This window comes from Thermus sediminis (assembly GCF_003426945.1).
Classification (GTDB): domain Bacteria; phylum Deinococcota; class Deinococci; order Deinococcales; family Thermaceae; genus Thermus; species Thermus sediminis.
Genome location: NZ_QURO01000004.1, coordinates 901406 through 920420, shown reverse-complemented (window position 1 = coordinate 920420; position 19015 = coordinate 901406). Strand labels below are relative to the sequence as shown.

Below are 19015 nucleotides of genomic sequence, written 5' to 3'. Positions count from 1 at the left end.
ACCCCGCTGGTGTATCCTGCTGGAAGGCCATGGCCCTACCCCTCTATCTGGTGGGCCTTTCCCACAAGACCGCCCCGGTGGAGGTGCGGGAAAGGGCAGCCCTGGACCCTCTGGTGGCCCTGCCCGTGGCCCTGGCCCGTTTGGGCAAGGGGGTGGTCCTCTCCACCTGCAACCGCACGGAGCTTTACGGGGTGGGGGACCCGGGAAGGGCCCAGGCGTTTCTCCTGGAAAGGGGCGTGGAGCCCCGCCACCTCTACCGGAAGGAGGGGGTGGAGTCCCTCCGCCACCTCTTCCGGGTGGCCGCCGGGCTGGACTCCTTGGTGGTGGGCGAGGCCCAGATCCTGGGCCAGGTGCGGCAGGCCCTTTTCCTGGCCCGTAAGTACGGGGCCACGGAAAGCCTCCTGGAGAAGGCCTTCCAGTCGGCCATCGCCCTGGGCAAGCGGGCGAGGAGCGAGACGGGGATCGGGGCTGGGGCGGTGAGCGTGGCCTACGCCGCCTTGGACCTGGCCCTGGCGGTCTACGGGGACCTGGGCGGCCTGGCCGTAGCCGTGCTGGGGGCAGGGGAGATGGCGGAGCTCTTCCTTACCCACCTGAAGGCCCAGGGGGTGGGCAGGATCCTGGTGCTAAACCGCACGGAGGAGCGGGCCAGGGCCCTGGCGGAGCGCTTTGGTGGAGAGGCCTACCCCCTTTCCGCCCTGCCCCAGGTCCTAAAGGAGGTGGACCTAGTGGTGGCCTCCGCTGCCGCCCCCTGCTACCTGGTGGGCCCAGAGGACCTGCCCAAAAGGGCCAAGCCCCTCTTCCTCATAGACATCGCCCTCCCCCGGAACATTGACCCAAAGGTGGGCCGCCTCCCCCACGCCTACCTCTACAACCTGGACGACCTGGAGCGGGTGGTGGAGAAGAACATGGCGGCCAGGAAGGGGGAGGTTCCCAAGGTGGAGGCCTTGGTGGAAAAGGCCCTCGCCGACTACCTGGAGTGGTACGCGGGCCACCGGGTGCGGGAGGCCATCCGGGCCCTGGAGGAGCGGATGTACCGGGAGGTGGCCGGGGAGTTTCCCCATGCTGACCCCCTCCTCTGGCACGAGGAGGCGGGCCGCCGGGCCCACCCCTGGATCCTCGCGGTGAAGCTCGGGGCCAGGAAGCTCCTGCAGGGGCCTCCTTGCCCCAGGGACTGCCCCCTCCTGGCCTTCCGGCTCTCCCGGCCATGAGCCTCGCCGGCCTTCTGGCCCTTGGGGGCGTGGTGGGCTTGGCCCTAGGCCTTTTCTGGCCCCGGGCCCTTCACCCCGGAGCCCTCCTCTACCTGGGCGCGGCTCTGGCGGACGCCCTGGCCAAGGGGGTGTTCTCCGGGCCGGCCCAGCCCGCCCTCCTTTTGGGCGGGCTCCTTACCCTCAGGGGGGAAAGCCTTCTCCAGCGGCCCTGGATGGCCCCCTTGCGCCGCTACCTCCTCTTCCTCGCCCTCCTCCTCGGCCTCTTCGCCCTCAAGGCCCTGCCCCACCCCGGGGGAGAACTCCCCCTCGTCCTCACCCTCCTCCACGGGGGAGCCTTCCTGGTGGCCTACCTGGCCCTGGCGGTAGGGGTGGGGGCGGGGGTGATGGGGGCCCTGCAGGACCTGCGCCTGCGCCAGACCCCGGAGAAGGCGGTGGAAAACGCCCCTCTCTGGAGCCTGAGGCGCCTGGAACAGGGGTACCTGCGGGTGGGGTATCTGGCCGCCACCCTGGGCCTGGGGAGCGGCATGGCCTGGGCCTGGGGGTACTTTGGGAGCCCCCTGGCCTTGGATCCCAAGGAGGTCTCCGCCCTTTTGGGTTGGCTTTCCCTGACCTTTTACTTCTTGCTAGAGGAGCGGCTTAAGGGATTTCCCCGGGCGGGGCTTCTTCTCCTTTCCTACGCCCTTCTCCTCTTCGCCTTTTTGGGGGCCCCCTTCCTGGGGTCCCGGCACCCCTCGAGGCTCACTTTCTAAAATGGCAAGTAGGGCTTGACAGAATGGCAATAGTTGGTTTACACTTTACCCAAGGAGGGGAGAGGATGCTGGGTCCTTGGGAGTACAGGGAGCTGGTGAGGCTTCACCAGAAGGCCCTTCTGGAGGAGGCAGAACGGGAAAGGCTCCTTCGGCCCCTGAGGCGGGGGTGGCGCAGGCGGCTGGCCCGCCTTTTGCTAAAGCTTTCCGCCTGGCTCGCCCTGGAAGAGGCCTGGAGGGGGAAGGAGGCGGCCCATGGAGGATAGGCGGCGCATCCTGGAGATGGTCAGGGAAGGGGTCCTGAGCCCCGAGGAGGCCCTGGAGCTTTTGGCGGTTCTGGAGGACCGGGAGGAGGAGCAGGCCGAGGAGGGTTTCTCATCCCCTCCCCTGGTCCGCCTGGTGGCCCAGGGGGCGGAGGTGAGGGTGGTGGGGGAGAAGGGCCTCGCCTCGCTCCGGGCAGAGGGCGGGGCCCTGGTGGCCCAGGAGGAGGGCTACCTTCTCCGCTTTGGCCTTAGGGAAAGGGGGCGGCTCTGGGTCCCCGAGGGGAGCCCGGTGCGCCTGGAGGCCGAGGGGAGCAACCTGGAGTTTTCCCAGGTAGCCCTGGCGGGGGTGGCCCACGGGTGCAACCTGGAAGGGGAGGGGCTCCTTGGGCTGGACCTCCGCCTGGTGGCGGGGAACCTGGAGGCGAGCCTCCTCCTAAAGGAAGGGAGCCACCGGCTGGACCTCAAAGCGGCCAACGCCGAGCTCCGCCTCCTCCCCGGCTCGGACCTGGTTCTGGAGGTGGAAGCCCGGCTTTCCGGGGTGGAGATCGGGGAGGCCTTGGCCCGGGTGCCGGGCGGGTACCGGCTGGGGGAGGGGCAGGGGGCCCTTAGGGTGAGGGCCTTCGCCAGCAACCTGGAAGTGGAGGCGTGATACCACCCATGCTGGCCCAAGCCAGCATGGGGGCCCCGAAAGAAGGCTCCCGGGAGGCTTTTCTGAGCTGGCAGGCAGGAAGAAAGGGTATGAGATGGAAGAGAAAAGGCGCGTGCTGGAGATGTTGCAGGCGGGAAGCATCGGGGTAGAGGAGGCCATGGACCTCCTTTCGGCCCTGGAAGGGGCCAGGCCAGGGTCCAAGCCCCCCGCCCGGCTCCTCAAGGTTCGGGTGGAAGCGGAGGAGAAGGGGCGGCCCGTGAAGGTCCACCTGAACCTCCCCCTGGCTCTGGCCTCCCTCCTAGAGTCCTTCCTCCCCGAGGAGGCCAAGCTCACCCTGGGCCGCCAGGGGGTGAACCTCAAGGACCTCCTGGCCCTCCTCAAGGAGGGGGTGCCCGAGGGGAAGCTGGTGGAGATAGAGGCGGAGGAGGAGGGGCCCGTCAGGATCCTGGTGGAGGTGGTGTGAGGCCGCCCCTCAGGCCCCGGTTCCTCTACCTGGCGGTGCGGGGTCCATGGCCCTTTCCCCTCTACCTGGCCCTTCCCCTCTTCCTCCTGGAGTGGGGGCTTCTCCTCCTCCTCTTCCTCTGGGAGACCCGGGGGCTCCTTCGGGGAAGGCCAGGGCCTAGGGTACCTCTCCTCGAGGTTTTCGCCCTCCGGGGGCTTCCCCCCTTGCCCCTCCTCCTCCTGGAGGCCAAGGGCGTGAGGGTGAAGGTGGGACTATGGTGAGGAAGCCCATGCCCGTGCGCTGCCCCGCCTGCGAGGGGCCCCTTTCCGTGAAGACCCTTTACTGCGAGGCCTGCGGCACCGAGGTCTCGGGCCGCTTCCTCCCCAACGAGTTCGCCCTCTTGCCCAAGGAGCACCTGGACTTCCTCAGGCTCTTTGTGAAGACCAGGGGGAACCTCAAGGAGGTGGAGCGGATCCTGGGGGTCTCCTACCCCACGGTGCGGGCCAGGCTGGATGCCCTCCTGAAGGCCTTGGGCTACGAGGCGGAGGAGGGGGAGGACCGCCTCCAGGTCCTGGAGGCCCTAAGGCGGGGAGAGATCAGCGTGGAGGAGGCGGTGGCCCGCTTGCGGGGAGGGAAAAGCTGAAGGCCGTCCCCTGGCCCACCTGGCTTTCCACCCAGATCTCGCCCCCGTGGGCCTCGAGGATGGCCTTCACGATGGCAAGGCCAAGGCCCGACCCCCCCCGTTCCCGGTCCCGGGCCTTGTCCACCCGGTAGAAGCGCTCAAAGAGGTGGGGGAGGTGCTCCGGCGGAATCCCTTCCCCGTTGTCCTCCACTCGGACCACCGCCTTGTCCCCCAGGTCAAAGGCCCGAAGCCACACCCGCTTGGCCCCCGCCTTGAGGGCGTTGGAGACCAGGTTGGCCAGGACCTGGTGGAGGCGGTCGGGGTCCCCCCGCACGTAAAGCCCCTCCGGGGCCTCCACCAGGATCTCCCCCTCAAAGCTCTTGGCGAACTCCTCCTTCACCTCCTCCAGGAGGTCCAGGACCTGCACGGGCGCAGGTACGATGCTCCAGGTGCCGCTTTGGGAAAGGTCCAGGAGGTCCGAGACCAGCTTGCCCATGCGCTCCGCCTCCCGCTTCACGATCCCCAGGCTCTCCCTTTGGGCCTCCGCGAGGGGGGTGCGCCGGAGGAGGTAGCCCACGTGGCCCAGGATGGCGGTGACGGGGGTCCTGAGCTCGTGGGAGGCGTCCTGGAGGAAGCGGGTCTGGGTCTCCAGGGCCTTCTGCATGCGGGCGATCATCCCGTTCAGGGCCTTGACCAAGGCGGCCACCTCGTCCTTCCCCTCGGGCTCGGGGAGGGGCTCAGGCCGGTCGGGCATGGCCTCGGCCCGGCGGGCGAGCCACTCTAAGGGCTCCAGGGCCCGGGCCACCAGGCTTCGGGCCAGGAGGAGGGCGACGAGGAGGACGAGGAGGGCCGTGCCCGCGTAGATACGGACGAACTGGCCCAGGGTGGCCTCGAGGTCCTCCGTGGGCCTTCCTACCAGGAGAACCCCCTTCCAGACCGTCCCCCCTAGGTCCACCCCCACCGCCCGGCCGTAGACTAAAAGGCGCAGGGGCGGGCCCTCCCGGGGAAGCTCCGCTGTCGCCCAGACCTCGCCCGCCTTCAGGAGGGCCTGGTAGTCCGCTTCCTGGAGGAGGAGGCGCTGGTTTCCCAAGGCGGGGCTCTTCTGCAGGCTTATCCCCCCCTCCGTGGCCAGGAGGGCGGGGTCTTCCTCTAGCACCAGCTGCACCTCGGCGTAGAGGCTCGGGGGAAGGCCAGCCTCCAGAAAGGCCTGCCCCCCCAGGTTGAGGAGGCGGACCACCTGGTTGCCGGCCTCCAAAAGCTCCGCCCGCAGGTTGCGGTAGAGGAAGCTCCTAAGAAGCCCCTCCAAGGCGAAGCCCAAGAGGAGGAGGGTGGCGAGGAGGAGCCCTGCGGTGAGGAGGGTGATGCGGCTTCTCAGGCTCAGGGCCCTAGTCCTCCCTTAAGACGTACCCCACGCCCCGCACGGTGTGGATCAGGCGGCGCTCCCCACCCACCTCCAGCTTCTTGCGCAGGTAGCCGATGTAGACGTCCACCACGTTGCTTCCGCCCTGGTAGCCGGGCCAGACCTTCTCCTCGATCTCGTAGCGGGTGAAGACCTTGCCCGGGCTCTTGGCGAGGAGCTCCAGGAGCTCAAACTCCTTGTTGGAAAGCTCCACCCGACGGCCACCACGGAAGACCTCCCGGCCCTCCAAGTTGATGATGAGGTCCGCCACCCGGATCTCCCCGGTGATGGCCGGGGTCACCCGGCGCAGGTGGGCCCTGACCCGGGCCAAGAGCTCCTCAATGGAGAAGGGCTTCACCAGGTAGTCGTCGGCCCCGGCGTCCAGGCCCAGGACCTTGTCCTCAACGCGGTCCTTGGCGGTGAGGATGAGGATGGGCACGTTGGAGGTCTTGCGGATGCGCCTGGCCACCTCAATCCCGTCCATCACCGGGAGCATGAGGTCCAGGATGACCAGGTTGGGGTTCACCTCCCGAAACTTGGAAAGCCCGGTGATGCCATCGTAGGCTACCTCGGTGTGGTAGCCCTCCGCCTGCAGCTCCAGCTCTATAAAGCGGGCGATGTCCTTCTCGTCCTCCACGATCAGGATCAGGGGGGGTTCCATACTCCCATGGTATCTCACTTTCTCATGAGAAAGTTAGGCGTAGGGGCTCGGCACCTTGGGTAGGAAGAGGACGGAAAGCCGGCCCGGTCCCGGTCCCAGGTGGACCGGGGTGTAGGGCCACCGGGGGCCTTGAGGAGGAGGCGGAACCCCACCCCGAGAGGGGCCAAGCCCTAGACCGGGCCCAGGGCGGCGGTGGGGCCAGAGACCAGGAGGGCGGGCCAGACCTTAGGGGCCAGGCTCCCGAAAGGGACCAGGGGGGCACCCCAAGGGCGGGGCTTGAGGCGTTAAGGGGCTTGTGCGCTACGCCTCAGGATGCCGGGAGAGGGCGCTTTCTATCTCCGCCACCTTCTTCACCGTGCGCAGGAGGGCGTCGGGGTTGAGGCTTAGGGAGTCAATGCCCCTCTCCACCAAGAAGGCGGCGAACTCGGGGTAGTCGGAGGGGGCCTGGCCGCAGATGCCCACCGGCCTCCCCTTGGCGTGGGCCTTCTCCAGGAGCAGGGCGCAGAGGGCCTTCACCGTCTCCCGCCGCTCGTCAAAGAGGTGGGCCACCCGCTCCGAGTCCCGGTCCAGGCCAAGGGCCAGCTGGGTGAGGTCGTTGGAGCCGATGGAGAAGCCATCGAAGAGCTCGGCGAAGGCCTCGGCCTCGAGGACGTTAGAAGGGATCTCGGCCATCACGTAGACCTGGAGCCCATCTTCTCCCCGCCTGAGCCCCCCTTCCGCCATGACCCCTAGGACCTTCTCCCCCTCCTCGGGCGTGCGGCAGAAGGGCACCATGACCATGAGGTTCTTGAGGCCCAGCGTCTCCCGTACCCGCTTGACCGCCGCCACCTCTAGCAAGAAGCCCTCCTTGTAGTCGGGGTGGTAGTAGCGGCTCGCCCCCCGCCAGCCCAGCATGGGGTTCTCCTCCTTGGGCTCAAAGAGGTGCCCCCCGATGAGGCGGGCGTACTCGTTGGTCTTGAAGTCGGAGAAGCGGAGGAGAACGGGCCTGGGGTAGAAGGCGGCGGCGATGAGGGCGATGCCCTCGGCGAGGCACTCCACGAAGTAGGCCCGCTTGTCCCCGTACCCCTCGGTGGCCTCGTCCACCTGGCGGCGCACCTCCTTGGGCAGGGTCTCGTAACGGGTGAGGGCCAGGGGGTGGACCCGCACGTGACTGGCGAAGACGAACTCCATGCGCAAAAGCCCTACCCCCTCCGTGGGGAGGAGGCTAACCCTTAGGGCCTCCTCCGGGGTGCCCACGTTCACCAGGATCCGGGTGCGGGTCCTGGGGAGGCTTTCCGGGTGGATCTCCTCCGCCTCATAGGGAAGCCTTCCCCGGTAGACCCTGCCCACCTCCCCCTCGGCGCAGGAGACCGTGACCTCCTCCCCCTCGGGGAGGCTCCCCGTGGCCCCTACCGCCCCCACGATGGCGGGCACCCCCAGCTCCCGGGCCACGATGGCCGCATGGGAGGTGCGCCCGCCCCGCTCGGTGACGATGGCCGCCGCCTTCTTCATGATGGGTTCCCAGTCGGGGTTGGTGGTCTCCGTGACCAGGACCTCCCCCTCCCCGAAGCGGTCCATCTCCTTGGGGTCCTTGAGGATCCGGGCCCTTCCCTGGGCGATGGCCTCCCCCACGGCCAGGCCCTCGGCCAGAACCTCCCCCCGCCCGAGGAGGCGGTGCACCCGGAGGACGGGGCTCTTTTGCGAGTGGACGGTTTCCGGCCGGGCCTGGAGGATGAAGAGCTCCCCCGTGGGGCCGTCCTTGGCCCACTCGATGTCCATGGGGGTGGGGGCGCCCCGCTTCCTGGTGTAGTGGTCCTCAATGCGAAGGGACCAGTCGGCGAGGAGAAGGGCCTCCTCGTCCTTCAGGGCGAACCGGTTCCTCAGGTAAGGGGGCGTGGGGCGGTTTTTGAGGCGGCCCTCCTTGGGGTCGTAGGCCAGGATGAGCTCCTTGGCCCCGAGCTTCCGGTAGACCAGGGCCTTGAAGCCCTGGCGCAGGGTCTCTTTGTGGACGTAGTAGCCGTCCGGGACCACCCGCCCCTGGACGATGTTCTCCCCTAGGCCATAGATGGCGGTGAGGTAGACGAAGCCCCTATGCCCCGTGTCCGGGTCCAGGGTGAAGATGACCCCGCTTGCGCCGGTGTCCGCCCGCACCATGCGCTGGACCCCCACGGAGAGGGCCACCTTGAGGTGGTCAAAGCCCCTGTGGGCCCGGTAGCTGATGGCCCGGGCGGTGAAGAGGCTGGCCAGGGCCCGCTTCACGTGGAGGAGGAGGTCCTCCTCCCCCTGCACGTGGAGGTAGCTCTCCTGCTGGCCGGCGAAGCTGGCGGTGGGGAGGTCCTCGGCGGTGGCGCTACTCCGCACGGCCACGGGGATGGCCTCCTCCCCCGCCTCCTGGGATAGCTGCTGGTAGGCGGCGAGAACCTCCTCCCGGAGGTCTTCCGGGTACTCCCCCTTCAGGATGAGGTTCCGGATGCGGCGGCTGGCCCGGGTGAGGGCCTGGACATCCTCCACATCCAGTTGGGAAAGCTCCCGGGCGATGGCCTCCTTTAGGCCATTTTCTTCCAGGAAGTGCCAGTAGGCCTCGCTGGTGGTGGCGAAGCCGGGGGGGACCTTAACCCCTAGAGGGGAGAGCTCCCGGATCATCTCCCCCAAGGAGGCGTTCTTGCCCCCCACCAGGGGGACGTCCTCGAGGCCCACCTCGTGGAAAAACCGAACCCACTTCACGGTATTCCTCCTTTCTTCAAGGCTTCCTTCAGCACCCCTTCCGGGTTCTCCCCCTCGTAGAGGGCCTCCTCGGTGAGGAAGAGGCGGTGGGGCAGGGTGAGGAAAGCGGCGTCCCTAAGCTCCTTCCAGTCCACCAGGGGCTTGCCCCGGAGGTGGGCCAGGGCCTTGGCCAAGGAAAGCCAGGCCTTGGCCCCCCTGGGAGAGAGGCCCATGCGGAGCCTAGGGTCTTCGGCGGTGAGGAAGGCCACGTGGGTGATGGCTTCCAAGGCCTCCTTGGCCACCCGCACTCCCCTCGCCTCCTCCTGGGCCCTGGGGAAGTCCACCTCCAGGGGCTCCGGGACCCCGGGCTCCTCGGTGAGGATCCTGAGCCACACCTCCCGCCTGGGGGGGCGGAAGACGATCCGGGCGGCGAAGCGGTCCAGCTGGGCCTCGGGGAGGGGGTAGGTGCCCTCAAGCTCCAGGGGGTTCTGGGTGGCCACCACGAAGAAGGGCTCGGGGAGGGGGTGGCGCACCCCGCCGGCGGTCACCGCCCTTTCCTGCATGGCCTCCAAGAGGGCCGACTGGACCTTGGGGGGGGCCCGGTTTACCTCGTCCGCCAGGACCACCTGGGCGAAGATGGGCCCCTTCACGAACTCAAAGCGCCCCTCCCGGAAGACCTCGCTTCCCGTGAGGTCCTGGGGCAGGAGGTCGGGGGTGAACTGGATGCGCTTGTAGCTTAGGCCGCTGGCCCGGGCGAAGCTTTCCGCCAAGAGGGTCTTGCCCAGGCCCGGGACCCCTTCCAGAAGGGCGTGTCCCCGGGCCAGGGCCGTGGCCAGGAGGGCCTCGATGACCTCCTCCTGGCCGAAGAGGGCCCGGCCCAGGGCCTCCTTGAGGCCTTCCAGGGCCACCCTAGCCCTCCTGGGCCTTCCGCTCCCCTACGATCCGCTGGGCCAGGTGCGGGGGCACCTCCTGGTAGTGGCTGAACTCCAGGGTGTAAGCCCCGGCCCCGCCCGTGAGGCTGGGGAGGGTTTTGTAGTACTCCAGGACCTCGGAAAGGGGGACCTCGGCCCGCACCGCCGCCAGGGCCCCCCCCTGCTCCATACCCAGGATCCGCCCCCGCCGGGCCTGGAGGTCGGAGAGGATGTCCCCCACCCGCTCCTGGGGGGCCAGGACCTTGATCTGGTAGATGGGTTCCAGGAGGACAGGGTTCGCCTGCTCCATCACCTTCTTGAAGGCCATGCTGGCGGCGATCTGGAAGGCGAGGTCGCTGGAGTCCACCTCGTGGTAGGAGCCGTTGTAGACGATGGCCTTGAAGCCCATGACCGGGTAGCCCGCCAGGACCCCCTTCTTGGCGGCCTCTTTGATCCCTTCCTCAATGGCCTCCTGGTACTTGGAGGGGATGACCCCGCCCGTGATCCGCCACTCAAAGCCGTACTCCGGGGCGGGCTCCAGGCGGAGCCAGACGTCCCCGTACTGGCCGTGCCCCCCGGTCTGCTTCTTGTACTTGCCCTGGCCCTCGGCCACCTTCCGGATGGTTTCCCGGTAGGGCACCTTGGGCACCGAGAACCCCACCTCCACCCCATAGTCCCCTAGGCGCTCCTTGGCGGTGGTGAGGTGGAGCTCCCCATGGCCCCAAAGGAGCATCTCTCCCGTCTCCTCCTGGCGCTCCAGCTTGAGGCTGGGGTCCTCCTCCAAAAGCTTCCTTAAGGCCTCTCCCAGCTTGGCCTCGTCCGTGCGCCCCTTGGGGTGGATGGCCACGGGCACGTTGGGCTCGGGGAGGCGGGCGAAGGGGACCTCCTCGCTCTCGGGCCTCTCCCCCTGCCAGAGGACCATGCCCCGGTGGAGGTTCTCCGCCTTGGGGAGGCCCAGGATGAACCCCGCCTCCGCCTCCTCCACCTCCAGGAGGTCCTTCCCCATGGGGACGTAGAGGTGGGGAAGGCGGATCCCCCCCGCTTCGCTCTGGAGGGTGTCCCCGGGCCTAAGCCTTCCCCGGTAGAGGCGCACGTAGGCCACCTGGCCCATGAAGGGGTCCACCTGGACCTTGAAGACCTTGGCCAGAGGGGGGCCGTCCCCGAAGCGCTCCTCGGGGGAGGGGAAGGCCTCGAGGATCAGGTCCAGAAGGGACAGGACCCCGATTCCGGTGAGCCCCGAGGCCAGGGCCACGGGGTAGAGGAGGGCCCTCCGCACCGCCTCGTGGAAGGCCTTTTCCAGGGCCTCCCCCGAGACCTCCTCCCCCTCCAGGTACTTCTCCAGGAGGGTTTCGTCCGTCTCCACGATGGCCTCCAAGACCTCCTGCCGGAATCGGAGGGCCCTTTCCCGCTCCCCTTCGGGGATGGGGACCTCCACCTCTTCCCCGTTTTGGCAGCGGTAGGCCTTCCCGTGGAAGACGTCAACGAGCCCCACCCACCTGCTCCCCTCGTAGAGGGGGAGGTCTATGGGGAGGATGGGGCCTAAGGTGCTCCGGAGGCCCTCGAGGAGGGCGTAGTAGTCCCCGCCCCGGTCCAGCTTGGTGACCACCACCATCCGGGGGAGGCCCAGGCGCTCGGCCACGGTCCAGGCCCTCTCCGTGCCCACCTGGACCCCGTTTTCCGCGGAAACGGCCACCAAAGCGGCGTCGGCGGCCTCGAGGGCCCCCCTTATCTCCCCCACGAAGTCCCCGTAGCCCGGGGCGTCCAGGAGGAAGATGCGGTGCTCCTTATGGCGCAAGGGGGCCATCCCGGTGCGCACCGTGGTGCGGTGGAGCTTGGCCTCGGGGGTGTAGTCCGTGGTGGTGGTGCCGTCCTCCACCCGGCCCATGCGGTCCTTGGCCCCCGTTTTGTAGAGAAGGGCTTCCGTTAGGGTGGTTTTGCCGCTTTGCGCGTGGCCCACCAGGGTGACGGTTCGGATCATGGTCCCTCCCTCTTGGTGCCCATAGTATAGGGCCAGAAAGGGGGCGATTGTCCCGGATGCTCTACGTGCCGCGCGGGCTCCTTCAGGCCACCGAGGACCACCTCAAGCGGGAGTTCCCCAAGGAAGGGGTGGGGCTTTGGGCGGGGAGGCGGGAGGTGGAGAGGGTCATCCCCTTGCCCAACGTCCACCGGAACCCCCTAAGCGGCTACCTGGCGGAGCCCCTGGCCCTTCTGAGGGCCCTTAGGGAACTGGAGAGGGAAGGCCTTGAGCTTCTGGCCATCTACCACTCCCATCCCCGGGGCCCGGCCTTCCCCAGCCCCACGGACCTCAAGGAGGCCCGCTGGCGGGTGCCCTACGTGATCTTCGGCACCGACGGCTTCCGGGCCTTCCTCCTCCCCGAGGGGCGGGAGGTGGGGATGGTGTTGCTCTAAGGGGGAGGCTTGGCCTCGCGCCCTACCCCGGTTAAGGGCCGTGGGTGAGGGTTTCGGGGCGTTTACTCGGTAAGGAGGACCCTTAGGAGGGCCTCGTGGACCCTCCCGTTGGTGGCCACGATGTAGCGGTGGCCCAGGCGGTAGGGCTTCCCCTCGAGGTCCGTCACCCGGCCCCCCGCCTCCTCCACCAACAGCCAGCCCGCGGCCACGTCCCAGGGGTTCAGCTTCACCTCCCAGAAGCCCTCCAGCCGGCCCGCGGCCACATAGGCCAGGTCCAGGGCGGCGGCCCCGGGGCGGCGCACGAGGAGGCCCCGCCTGAGGGCCCGCCCGAAGTAGATGAGGTTCTCGGGGTCCTTGGCCACGTCGTAGGGGAAGCCCGTGGCCAGGAGGCTTCCTAGAAGCTCGCTCCTTTCCGTGACCCGGATGGGCCTTCCGTCCAGGTAGGCCCCTTCCCCCCTTAGGGCGTAGAAGGCCTCCCCCCGGGCGGTGTCCATGACCACCCCCGCCTGGATGACCCCCTCGGCCTCGAGGGCCAGGGACACCCCGTAGAAGGGGAAGCCGTGGGCGTAGTTCACCGTGCCGTCCAAGGGGTCCACGATGAAGCGGAGGGCCCTACTCCCCTCGCTTCCCCCCTCCTCGCCCAAAAAGCCCGCCTCGGGGAAGCGGCTTAGGAGAAGGTCCTTGATGGCCTCCTCCGACTCCCGGTCCGCCTGGGTCACCAGGTCCGTGGGCCCCGACTTGGTGCCCTGGGTGAAGCCCTTTTCCAGGTAGTAGAGGTGGATGCCCCGGGCCAGGCGGGCCGCCTCCAGCATGGCCAGGAGATGGGGATGGTAGGGGTGGTGCCTGCCGATCACCCTCCCATCATACGGGCGAAAAGGGCCCTTAGCTTGGCCTCGCTCTTGATTCCCGGGGCCTCCTCCACCCCGCTCGCCAGGTCCACGCCGTAGGGGCTTAGGGCCAGGACCTCCTCTAGGTTCCCAGGCCCGATCCCCCCGGCCAGGATGACCCGCTTGCCCGTTTCCAGGAGGGGCCTCGCCCAGTCCCGGGGGTAGCCCTGGCCGCTTCCCGGATTCCGGCTGTCCAGGAGGAGGGCGCTCGCCGGGTAGTCGGCCCACTCGGGCCTTGCGGGGCCTTCCAGGGAGAAGGCCTTGATGACGGGGAAAAACTCTCCCACCCGCTCCGCCCACTCCGGGGGCTCGTGCCCGTGGAGCTGGGCCACCTGGAGGTGGGCCCTTTCCATGAGGCGGAGGACCTCTTCCGGGCCTTGGTCCCGGAAGACCCCCACCCGCACCACGAAGGGCCCCAGGGCTTCGGCGATTTCCCGGGCCCCTTCTGGGCTCACCCGCCTCCGGGAGCCCGGGGCCAGGACGAAGCCCAGGGCCCAGGCTCCCAGGGATTCCGCCAGGAGGGCGTCCTCGAGGCGGGTCAGGCCGCAGATCTTTACCCGCACTTGCTGTAGCCGCACACCTGGCACTTCCAGCAGCCCTCTTCTCGCACCAAGGCCCTTTCCCCGCAGGCGGGGCAGGGGCTGGCTCCCAGGATCTCCACCCCGCCTCCGGAGAGGGCGGGGAGAGGGGGTTCGGCCTCTGGGGCCTGGGACCCTTGACCCTCGCCCCTCGCCCCTCGCCCCTTCAGTTCCTCGGGGATCGTCTCCAGGGCCACGGCGATGAGGTCGGCCTTGCTGGACACGAGCCTCCCCTGGTAGGTGCCGTAAAGCCCGCCGTTGATGCCCCTCAGGGTGCGGATGAGGGCCTCCTTGGGCACCCCGTACTGGAGGGCGATGGAGACCACCCGGCCCAAGGCCTCGGAGTCGGCGTTGGCCTCGTCCCCGGCCTTGCCTGAGGTGAGGATGACCTCCACAGGGTGCCCCTCTAGGACGTTCACCGTCACCAGGAAGCTCCGCTTGGCCCCTTCCGGGGTGAGGAGCTTGACCATGTCCGTGAAGCCTAGGAGGCGGCCCGGGCGCTCGTGGAGGGGTTTCCCGGCCTGGGGGGAGGAGGGCTCCTGGGAAGCCCGGGAAACCTCCGCCCTGGCCAGGGAAGTCTTTACCTTCTCCTTAGCCTCCTCCTTCTCCTCCGTTTCCCTCCTCACCGTGAGCACCTGGAACTCCCGGGAGCCGTCCCGGTAGACGGTGATCCCCTTGCACCCCGTGCGGTAGGCCTCGGCGTAGGCTTCCTCCACGTCCTCAACGGAAGCGTTATTTGGAAGATTTATCGTTTTTGAGATGGAGTTAGCCGCGTATCCCTCGGCGTCAAAGGCCCGCTGCACCGCCCCCTGCATCCGGACGTGGTCTAAGGGCGGGATGTCGTGGGCGCACTGGAAGACCTTCCGGATGGGCTCGGGGACGAAGGGGAGGTTCTGCACAGAGCCGTGCCCATCCCTTTGGATCTCCTCCACGATCTTCTCCCAGTCCCACTTCCCGTCCCGCTCGTAGCCGGGGGCCGGGGGGTAGGCCTCCATGAGCTCCACGAAAAGGGGATGGAGGAGGGGCTTGTACTCCCCGCCGATCCTGCGCCAGACGAAGGGGCTGAAGACGGGCTCGATCCCCGAGGACACCCCCATGAGCATGCTGGTGGTCCCCGTGGGGGCCACGGTGAGGAGGGCCACGTTGCGCCGGCGGCGGACCCCCAGGGCCTGGAAGTGGTCCCGGTGCGCCTCGTACAGGGGGAAGGGGCCCCTTTCTTCTGCCAGCCCCTCCGAAGCCCGGATGGCCTCCTCCCGCATGGCGGAGATGATCTCGTGGACCTTTTCCCTGGCCTCCTCGGAGGCGTAGGGGAGGCCCATCCGGATGAGGGCGTCCGCCAGGCCCATGACCCCGAGGCCCAGGCGGCGGAGGCTCTTGGCGGCCTCCTCGTTGTCCTTGAGGGCGAATCGGTTCACGTCCAGGACGTTGTCCAGGAAGCGGATGGCGGTGCGCACGTCCCGGCGGAACTCCTCCATCCTGAACTCCCCGTCCCGCACGTAGGCGGCGAGGTTCAGGGCCCCCAGGTCGCAAGGCTCCCCCACGGTGAGGGGGATTTCACCACAGTTGTGGGCAACGATTCCATTTGCTATGAGGCTGTGGGTCACAGGCTCTGTAAGGTCGTAGACGGGAGCTTCCCCAGCAGGTTCCACGCTGGCTACCGTGGCCAGGAAGGGCTTGCGGTAGCTTCCCCGGGGCCGGTGACGCAAGAAGGCCAGGAGCTTGGACTGCTTTTCCTCTTGCAGGAAGCCTACGGCCTCGGCGAACCGATCCCGGTTTTCGCCTCCCAAGATGAGCTCGTACTGGGGCGCCACCGGGTACTGTTTGAGACCACCCTTACCGTCAGGTAAGGCCTTGGTAGCGGCTTCTCGGCGCCTGTGGATCTTCCCGAGAATCCCCAGGTTGAGGAGGAGAAGTTGAACATCCTGAAGGAGGGCTGGGCTAGAGGAAGCTAGACGGATGGTGGCGTCCTGCTTTTTTTCATTAATTTGCACCGAACCGTCGGCGCTGAAGAGCCCTTGGAGGAAGCCCACCACCGCTTCCCGGGGGGCGCGGAAGAGGCTTTCTGGGACCCGCTTCTCCGTGGCCCTAATCGCCTTGACCCCAAGAGCCTGGAAGAACTCTGCGGGGATACGGTTGAAGTGAAGGTGAAAGGTGTTGGAACGGGTTTCCTGGAGGGTGCCCGGGCCAAACCAGTCCCGGAGGAGGTCGGGAAGCCAAGCGAGGGCGGCGAAGTCCTTCCGGGAGAAGTAAAAGCCCACCCCGTCCTCCCGCAGATAGCCGTCCCCTAAGAGCCAGCCCAAGGCCACCCCGAGCTCCCGGCTCCAGTGGGTGGGGAGGTGGCGGTACTGGGCTCGGACGTCGGCACGGCCTTGGCTTCCCCGGCTTCCCGCAGTGGCCACCCTCTCTTGGACCACGGCCAGAGCGGGGGCGGGTAGGCTCTCCTCCTTGGGGAAGAGCCCCTCGCCGCTTTGCACCAAGATCTTTTCGCCCGGCCTAAGCGTTCCCGCTTCCCGGTAGCCTTCCGGCGTTAGGAGAAGGTGGTCTGGAGTGAGGGTGACCTCGAGGCCCTCCCGGGTGCGAAGGCGGACTACGGGCTTGACGCCGGTGAAGAAGGCCCGGACAGCCTTCCGCACCGCGGTGCCCTGGGTGGATACAGGGGCGCCCACGCCTCCAAAGGGAGCCCGGTTGTCTGTGACCAGGTAGAAGCTTCCCCCTTCACGTGCGAGCTCCTCAATGGGTAAGAGCCCCCGTTCGGTGGGGATTCTTGTGGATCCCACAAAGCAGGGGTTGGTGGAACGAATCTGGTAGCGTTCCCCCAGCCCCTTCAAGGCCGAGAGCTCGTTGATGCGGTCCACAAAGAGGAGGCCCGGCTCCCCCGTGGCCCAGGCGTGCCAGGCGATCTCGTGCCAGAGCCACTTGGCGGGCACCCTGCCCCCGTAGAGGGGGATGGGCTTGGCCCCGTCCTCTCTCTCCGGGAGCTTGGGGATCTTTCCGGTATAGGGGCTCTCCAGGGGATAGGGGTAGTACTTGCCGGGGACCTCCACGGGGGTCACGGGCCAGAGCTCATCCCCTTCCAGGGCCCGCATGAAGGCTTCGGTGACCAGGACAGAGATGTTAAAGGTGGAGATGTCCCCCTCGGCCTTCTCCCGGTCCAGGTCCTTGGCGGTGAGGAAGTCCAGGAGGTCGGGGTGGTCGATGGCCAGGGTGGCCATCCCCGCACCACGCCTTGTGCCTCCCTGCCTCACCACCCGGAGCACCGGAGCGTAGACGTAGCGCAGGGTGGCCACCGGGCCCGCCTCCTCTGCCCCCAGGGCCGCCCACTCCAGGAAGTGGTCAAAGATCTCGTAGAGGAAGCTTACCGGGCCGGAGCTCGTCCCTCCGCTTCCCCGGATGGGGGCCCCTTCGGGCCTTAGGAGGGAGAAGTCCACGTGGGCGGTGAGGCCCTTGCGGGCCAGGTCTGCGGCCTCCCTGGCCGCCTCCACGATCCCCCCCATGTCGTCGGGGACCAGGATGCGCTCCTCTGGGGGCTCCTTCACCACGAGGACCCCGTGGCGCTCCGCCAGGGCCCGCATCTCCGGGGAAAGGGGGCCATAGACCACCCGGGTGAAGTTCTTGAGGGCGATCTCTTCCTTTTCCCCCTCGGGGTTGGTGGGGGGGCGCATGAGGCCGCGGAGGAAGTCCTCGAGGTCCTTGTGCTGGGCGGAGAGGTAGGCCACTCCCTGCACGGGCCGGCGCCTTCGGCTCCCTTTGGAGCGGTAGGGGTCCAGGTTCACCCCGTTTCCGCCCCCCACCTTGGTGACCAGGGCCAGCTTTTTGGCCACCTCCATGATGCCCTCGAAGCTCTCCGGAGGGTTTTCCGTGGCCCCTTGGACGAAGCAGTTGAGGAGGTTGCCGTGGGCTGTGCCCGCCCCCGCCAGGATGCGCCCGCCGGGGGAGAAGCGCTTAGAGGCCATGAGCTCGTAGAACTTCTCCTCCCAGAAAGCCCTTTCCCCGGGCTTCTCGGGTTTGGCGATCTCCCGGGCCACCCGGCGGAACATGCCCAGGATGTCCCCGTCCCCGGGCTGGAGGTACTGCCTCTTGGCGATGGCCTGGGCGTGTTCGTCAAAAAAAGAACATTCCATAATGACCTCCCGTTCCCCCAGATCTTGGGGTTGGCAAAACCAATGCTACAACCCCTTGGGCTTTTAGGACAAGTGGGGGTGCTCACATTGACGGGGCTCCCTAAGCCTACCAGAATGGGAGGGATGCGGGCGGCCTTTCGCACCCTGGGGTGCAAGGTGAACCAGGTGGAGACCGAGGCCCTCCTGGGCTTCCTCAAGGCCTTGGACCCTCAGGTGGTGCCCCCAGAGGAAGGGGCCGATCTTGTGGTCATCAATACTTGCGCCGTGACCACCACCGCCGAGGCCGACGCCCGCAAGGAGATCCGCCGGGCCAGGCGGTATAACCCAAAGGCCTTCATCGTGGTCACGGGGTGCTACGCCGAGCTTTCCCCGGAGGAGGTGAAGGCCCTGGGGGCGGACGCCGTGGTCCCCAACGCCCGCAAGGCCGAGCTTCCCCGGGTGATCTTGGAGCACTTTGGCCTGCCCTCGGACCCCATCACCACTCCCCCCAACGAGTTCTGGGGGGCGGGGGAAAGGGGGCTTTTAAATAGCCGGGTCCGGGCCTTCCTCAAGGTCCAGGACGGGTGCCAGGTGGGGTGCGCTTACTGCATCATTCCCCGGCTTAGGGGTAAGGAAAGGCACCGGGACCACCGGGAAGCCCTGGCCGAGGCCGAGGCCCTCCTCCGCCTGGGCATCCGGGAGATCGTCCTCACCGGGGTGCGCCTGGGGAGCTACCGGGGGCACCCCCGGGGCCTTGCGGGCCTGGTGGAGGACCTCTACCACCTGGGGGCCAAGGTGCGCCTCTCCTCCATTGAGCCCGAGGACACGGGGGAGGAGCTCCTTCGGGTCATCGCCCGCTACGCCCCCGGGGTGCGCCCCCACCTTCACCTCTCCCTGCAGACGGGCTCGGACCGCCTCCTCAGGCTCATGGGCCGCCGCTACGACAAGGCCTACTACCGCGCCCTGGTCCAAAGGGCCTACGGGCTCATCCCCGGCTTCGCCCTCACCACGGACGTCATCGCGGGCCTGCCCACGGAGACCGAGGAGGAGCATGGGGAGACCCTGGCCTTCCTGGAGGAGCTCAGGCCCACCCGGGTCCACGCCTTCACCTATACCCCTAGGCCCAAGACCCGGGCCGCCTCCATGCCCCAGGTGCCCGTGGAGGTGAGGAAGCGCCGCATCCGAGAGCTCATCGCCTTAGCCCAGCGCCTGGCGGAGGAGAGGATAAGGCCCAAGCTGGGAAGCCAGGTGGAGGTCTTGGTGGAGCGGCGGCAAGGGGGGCTCCTCCTGGGCCACACCCCGGACTACTACGAGGCCCGCCTCGAGGGGGAGGCCCTCCCCGGGGAGACCGTTCTGGCCCAGGTGCGGGGGGTAGAGGGGTACACCCTTCTCGGGCGGGTGGTGGGGGTTAAGGAGGCGGCCTCCCCCAACCTGCCCCTTTCCCGCTAGAATGGCCCC

Annotated in this window: 17 protein-coding genes; 9 read left to right on the top strand and 8 right to left on the bottom strand. The window is 68.1% G+C overall.

Translation table 11 applies throughout. From position 1 onward, the window contains the following. The first annotated feature begins 29 nt into the window (after positions 1–29). From hemA to ATI37_RS05455, 7 genes are all read left to right on the top strand, one after another. Positions 30–1208 carry a glutamyl-tRNA reductase gene (gene hemA, locus ATI37_RS05490; RefSeq protein WP_117237477.1) on the top strand — a complete coding sequence of 393 codons (1179 nt, stop codon included), beginning with the start codon at positions 30–32 and terminating at the stop codon, positions 1206–1208. Then, positions 1205–1957, top strand: a complete 753-nt coding sequence (ccsA, locus tag ATI37_RS05485; protein ID WP_117238525.1) for a cytochrome c biogenesis protein CcsA — start codon at positions 1205–1207, stop codon at positions 1955–1957. Before hemA ends, ccsA begins: the two co-directional genes overlap by 4 nt. Before the next feature lie 65 nt (positions 1958–2022). Then, entirely contained in the window at positions 2023–2220 is a 198-nt protein-coding gene (locus ATI37_RS05480) for a hypothetical protein (RefSeq protein WP_117237476.1), read from the top strand. Next, positions 2210–2866 (top strand): SHOCT-like domain-containing protein, encoded by a 657-nt coding sequence (locus ATI37_RS12445; RefSeq protein WP_157969080.1) that lies wholly within the window; start codon positions 2210–2212, stop codon positions 2864–2866. Before ATI37_RS05480 ends, ATI37_RS12445 begins: the two co-directional genes overlap by 11 nt. Positions 2867–2960: 94 nt before the next feature. Next, positions 2961–3329: an SHOCT-like domain-containing protein gene (locus ATI37_RS05465; protein ID WP_117237474.1), complete on the top strand. Its 369-nt coding sequence runs from the start codon at positions 2961–2963 to the stop codon at positions 3327–3329. Continuing rightward, a complete protein-coding gene (locus ATI37_RS05460; protein WP_117237473.1) occupies positions 3326–3589 on the top strand; it encodes a hypothetical protein in 264 nt (87 codons plus the stop codon). Before ATI37_RS05465 ends, ATI37_RS05460 begins: the two co-directional genes overlap by 4 nt. Next, positions 3583–3951, top strand: coding sequence for a DUF2089 domain-containing protein (locus ATI37_RS05455; protein ID WP_117237472.1), 369 nt, complete (start codon positions 3583–3585; stop codon positions 3949–3951). Before ATI37_RS05460 ends, ATI37_RS05455 begins: the two co-directional genes overlap by 7 nt. On the opposite strand, the gene ATI37_RS05450 is transcribed toward ATI37_RS05455, so the two are convergent. The 5 genes from ATI37_RS05450 to ATI37_RS05430 all read right to left on the bottom strand — a co-directional run bounded on the left by ATI37_RS05450 (position 3905) and on the right by ATI37_RS05430 (position 11561). After that, a complete protein-coding gene (locus ATI37_RS05450) occupies positions 3905–5311 on the bottom strand; it encodes a sensor histidine kinase (RefSeq protein ID WP_117237471.1) in 1407 nt (468 codons plus the stop codon). The two genes, ATI37_RS05455 and ATI37_RS05450, sit on opposite strands and share 47 nt — an antisense overlap. 4 nt (positions 5312–5315) lie before the next feature. Beyond that, positions 5316–5990 carry a response regulator transcription factor gene (locus ATI37_RS05445; protein ID WP_117237470.1) on the bottom strand — a complete coding sequence of 225 codons (675 nt, stop codon included), beginning with the start codon at positions 5988–5990 and terminating at the stop codon, positions 5316–5318. Between the two features lie 300 nt (positions 5991–6290). After that, on the bottom strand, positions 6291–8693 hold the full coding sequence (gene ppsA / locus ATI37_RS05440) for a phosphoenolpyruvate synthase (RefSeq protein WP_117237469.1): 2403 nt from the start codon (positions 8691–8693) through the stop codon (positions 6291–6293). Beyond that, positions 8690–9580, bottom strand: coding sequence for an AAA family ATPase (locus ATI37_RS05435; protein WP_117237468.1), 891 nt, complete (start codon positions 9578–9580; stop codon positions 8690–8692). Before ATI37_RS05435 ends, ppsA begins: the two co-directional genes overlap by 4 nt. A gap of 1 nt (position 9581) precedes the next feature. Then, positions 9582–11561: an elongation factor G gene (locus ATI37_RS05430; RefSeq protein ID WP_117237467.1), complete on the bottom strand. Its 1980-nt coding sequence runs from the start codon at positions 11559–11561 to the stop codon at positions 9582–9584. Positions 11562–11617: 56 nt separating this feature from the next. Between ATI37_RS05430 and ATI37_RS05425 the strand changes: the two genes are divergently transcribed. After that, positions 11618–11992, top strand: coding sequence for a Mov34/MPN/PAD-1 family protein (locus ATI37_RS05425; protein ID WP_117237466.1), 375 nt, complete (start codon positions 11618–11620; stop codon positions 11990–11992). Between the two features lie 62 nt (positions 11993–12054). Here the strand turns inward: ATI37_RS05425 and ATI37_RS05420 are convergent, their stop codons facing one another. The 3 genes from ATI37_RS05420 to ATI37_RS05410 are packed head-to-tail and all read right to left on the bottom strand — an operon-like array spanning position 12055 to position 17578. Beyond that, entirely contained in the window at positions 12055–12846 is a 792-nt protein-coding gene (locus ATI37_RS05420; RefSeq protein WP_117237465.1) for an inositol monophosphatase family protein, read from the bottom strand. Next, positions 12843–13442 carry a phosphoribosylanthranilate isomerase gene (locus ATI37_RS05415; RefSeq protein ID WP_117237464.1) on the bottom strand — a complete coding sequence of 200 codons (600 nt, stop codon included), beginning with the start codon at positions 13440–13442 and terminating at the stop codon, positions 12843–12845. Before ATI37_RS05415 ends, ATI37_RS05420 begins: the two co-directional genes overlap by 4 nt. Further along, positions 13433–17578 carry an LAGLIDADG family homing endonuclease gene (locus ATI37_RS05410; RefSeq protein WP_117237463.1) on the bottom strand — a complete coding sequence of 1382 codons (4146 nt, stop codon included), beginning with the start codon at positions 17576–17578 and terminating at the stop codon, positions 13433–13435. The genes ATI37_RS05415 and ATI37_RS05410 overlap by 10 nt, the downstream gene beginning before the upstream one ends. 123 nt (positions 17579–17701) lie before the next feature. Between ATI37_RS05410 and ATI37_RS05405 the strand changes: the two genes are divergently transcribed. Then, a complete protein-coding gene (locus ATI37_RS05405; protein ID WP_117237462.1) occupies positions 17702–19006 on the top strand; it encodes a MiaB/RimO family radical SAM methylthiotransferase in 1305 nt (434 codons plus the stop codon). Positions 19007–19015: the final 9 nt, after the last annotated feature.

Coding starts and splice junctions, on each gene's coding strand:
- ATI37_RS05465 (WP_117237474.1), top strand. CDS start 2,961: ATGGAAGAGAAAAGGCGCGTGCTGGAGATGTTGCAGGCGGGAAGCATC.
- ATI37_RS05455 (WP_117237472.1), top strand. CDS start 3,583: ATGGTGAGGAAGCCCATGCCCGTGCGCTGCCCCGCCTGCGAGGGGCCC.
- hemA (WP_117237477.1), top strand. CDS start 30: ATGGCCCTACCCCTCTATCTGGTGGGCCTTTCCCACAAGACCGCCCCG.
- ATI37_RS05425 (WP_117237466.1), top strand. CDS start 11,618: ATGCTCTACGTGCCGCGCGGGCTCCTTCAGGCCACCGAGGACCACCTC.
- ATI37_RS05445 (WP_117237470.1), bottom strand. CDS start 5,990: ATGGAACCCCCCCTGATCCTGATCGTGGAGGACGAGAAGGACATCGCC.
- ATI37_RS05410 (WP_117237463.1), bottom strand. CDS start 17,578: ATGGAATGTTCTTTTTTTGACGAACACGCCCAGGCCATCGCCAAGAGG.
- ATI37_RS05480 (WP_117237476.1), top strand. CDS start 2,023: ATGCTGGGTCCTTGGGAGTACAGGGAGCTGGTGAGGCTTCACCAGAAG.
- ATI37_RS12445 (WP_157969080.1), top strand. CDS start 2,210: ATGGAGGATAGGCGGCGCATCCTGGAGATGGTCAGGGAAGGGGTCCTG.
- ccsA (WP_117238525.1), top strand. CDS start 1,205: ATGAGCCTCGCCGGCCTTCTGGCCCTTGGGGGCGTGGTGGGCTTGGCC.
- ATI37_RS05405 (WP_117237462.1), top strand. CDS start 17,702: ATGCGGGCGGCCTTTCGCACCCTGGGGTGCAAGGTGAACCAGGTGGAG.
- ATI37_RS05430 (WP_117237467.1), bottom strand. CDS start 11,561: ATGATCCGAACCGTCACCCTGGTGGGCCACGCGCAAAGCGGCAAAACC.